Annotated in this window: 2 protein-coding genes; both read right to left on the bottom strand. The window is 66.1% G+C overall.

The features are described 5' to 3' along the window. A partial coding sequence (locus JNK68_17030; protein ID MBL8542048.1) for an ATP-binding cassette domain-containing protein occupies nt 1-1,790 on the bottom strand: 1,790 nt, incomplete at its 3' end. A 193-nt stretch (nt 1,791-1,983) separates the two neighbouring features. Further along, a complete protein-coding gene (locus JNK68_17025; protein ID MBL8542047.1) occupies nt 1,984-2,394 on the bottom strand; it encodes a hypothetical protein in 411 nt (136 codons plus the stop codon). Nucleotides 2,395-2,582 lie beyond the last annotated feature (188 nt).

Below are 2,582 nucleotides of genomic sequence, written 5' to 3'. Positions count from 1 at the left end.
CGCAGTTCGGCCGCAGCATCACCGGTATAGAGGGAGGAATCAGCGAGCCGCGCGTCAAGCGCGCACTTCTCGCTTTGCCATTCCTCCATCGCCCTCTCCACTTTCTCCACCTCCCTCAGCAAGGGTCGGCGCTGCGACAGCTTCGTTTCACGAATCGCCGCGGCGCTCTCGCGCGCTTCCCTGCGCGCCATCTTGTTGGTATCGACCGGGATTGTCTGCCCACGTCTTGCATCCAGCCATGCGAGGTAGTCGTCCACGTCGCCGTCGAACTCCAGCGCACGCCCGTCCGCGACGAGCACAAAGCCGTCGCACACAGTGCGCAGCAGCGCGCGATCGTGCGATACGAGCACGAGACTCCCCTCGTACTCTGCCAGCGCCTTGGTCAGCGCGATGCGCATTTCGAGATCGAGATGATTCGTCGGTTCGTCCAGGAGCAGCAGATTCGGGCGGCGGCGCACCAGCAGCGCCAGCGCAAGCCTGGACTTCTCTCCACCGGAAAACGGCTCGATGGGCGAGTCGGCCACGGCACCGCAGAAATCGAATCCGCCGAGATAGTCGCGCAGTTCCTGCTCGCCAGCGCGCGGATCGAGGCGCACCAGGTGTTCGAACGGTGATTCGTCCGGCCGCAACTGTTCGAGCTGATGCTGCGCAAAGTAACCGATCGCGAGCCCGTTGCCTTCCGTACGACGACCGGATAGCGGCGCGAGCTCGCCGGCGAGGAGCTTCACGAGTGTCGACTTTCCCGCGCCGTTCGGGCCGAGCAGCCCCAGCCGCGCGCCGGGACGCAGTGTCAGATGGACACGCGCCAGCACCATGCGAGTCGGGTAACCGACAGACACGTCGTCCAGCACGAGCAAGGGGTCGGGAGCACGTCTTCCGGAAGGAATCTCGAAGTCGAATGGCGCATCGACGTGGGCAGCCGCGATGCGCTCCATGCGATCGAGCGCCTTGAGGCGACTTTGCGCCTGACGTGCCTTGGTTGCCTTGGCGCGGAAGCGCTCGACGAAGCGTTCGAGGCGCGCAATCTCGCGCTGCTGCTTCTCGCACGTCGCCTGTTGCACCGCGAGTTGCGCGGCGCGCTGCGTTTCAAACTGCGAATAATTGCCGGTGTAGAGGGTGAGCCGCTGAGCATGGATGTGCGCGACATGGGTGACGCACGCGTCGAGGAAGTCGCGATCGTGAGATACGAGCAGCAGCGTGCCGCGATAGCCCGCGAGCCATCGCTCCAGCCACACCACGGCGTCGAGGTCGAGATGGTTCGTGGGTTCGTCGAGCAGCAGCAGGTCCGCACGGCTCATCAACGCCTGCGCGAGATTGAGGCGCATGCGCCAGCCGCCGGAGAACTCCGACACCGGTCGCGCGAAGTCCTCCTGCGCGAAACCGAGCCCCGCGAGTAACGCGGCTGCTCGGGCCGGCGCGGCGTAGCCGCCGATCTCGTGCAGCCGGCCATGCAGTTCGGCAATATGATGCCCGTCGTGCGCCGACTCCGCAGCGGCGAGATCCCGTTCGATCGCTCGCAGTTCGGCATCTCCATCCAGCGCGTAGTCGAGCGCCGATCTCGAAAGGGCGGGTGTCTCCTGTGCGACGGAGGCGATCATCCATCGAGCCGGGACCTCGCACTCTCCCATTTCGGCGTGCAACTCGCCGCGCAACAGCGCGAACAGACTGGACTTGCCGCTGCCGTTGGCGCCGACGAGACCCACGCGCCAGCCGGGGTGGATCTGCAGCGAAGCGTCCCTGATGAGGTAACGCGCGCCGCGCGCGAGCGTCAGGCTGCGGAACTGAATCACGGATGGGGTTCTGGCGGTTCTGGACGCCGCATTCTAACGAACGCTCAGCCCGACACGGTAGCGCGACGGTAGTCCGTGACTGTCGTGCATGCCAGCCGGGTCAACTCCGATGTCGGCAGCTTGCGGAAGAGCGTGCGGTACTCGGCCCTGGGATGGTCCGAGCAGGAGCGCAGGGTCGGACGCGTACCGGCATTCAGCCGGCGGGTTCGGCGAGACGAAGTTGCGCGGGATGGTGCAGGCAGAGCAGCGCTGCCGACGCGAACATGAACCAGATCCAGACGTCTCTCGGGAATCCCAGCAACGCCAGGACGAAGCCGAGCATCCCGGCCAGCGAGTCCAGCGCCCACACCTGCACTAGGCGCACTCGAAGGATCGGCAGATCCGCCGCGCGGGCACGCGCCCGGTGCACCGGGAGGTCGGCAGGCGACCAGTTACGCCACAAGGCTTGTGCTGCTACCGCCGCGCTCGCGGCCAGCGCGCCGCACAGGTAAGCCACGATCCACCACGCGCGGGCTGCGGTCTCGTCGACAACACCGAGTAAGAGTGCGAGACCGGCATACGCGAGCGGACAGACGAAGTTGGCGCTCCAGAGAAGGTCGAGCACGCGCTGGGAACCTGGAGCGGCTGAAGCCGACGTTGCGGACTTCTCGGGGCCAGATAGCATCCCCACCGAATAGCAGCTTTTGTGCCCCAGGACCGTCGCCCTGGCCGTCGGTTCGGCCAGGTCCGTCAGGCGAGCGGATGGTCCGTACGGTGCTCGAAATAGCCGGCAGTGATGTAGTGAATCGTGGC

It is taken from the genome of Betaproteobacteria bacterium (assembly GCA_016791345.1).
GTDB lineage: Bacteria > Pseudomonadota > Gammaproteobacteria > Burkholderiales > JAEUMW01 > JAEUMW01.
This window is presented reverse-complemented; position numbering and strand designations above follow the sequence as displayed.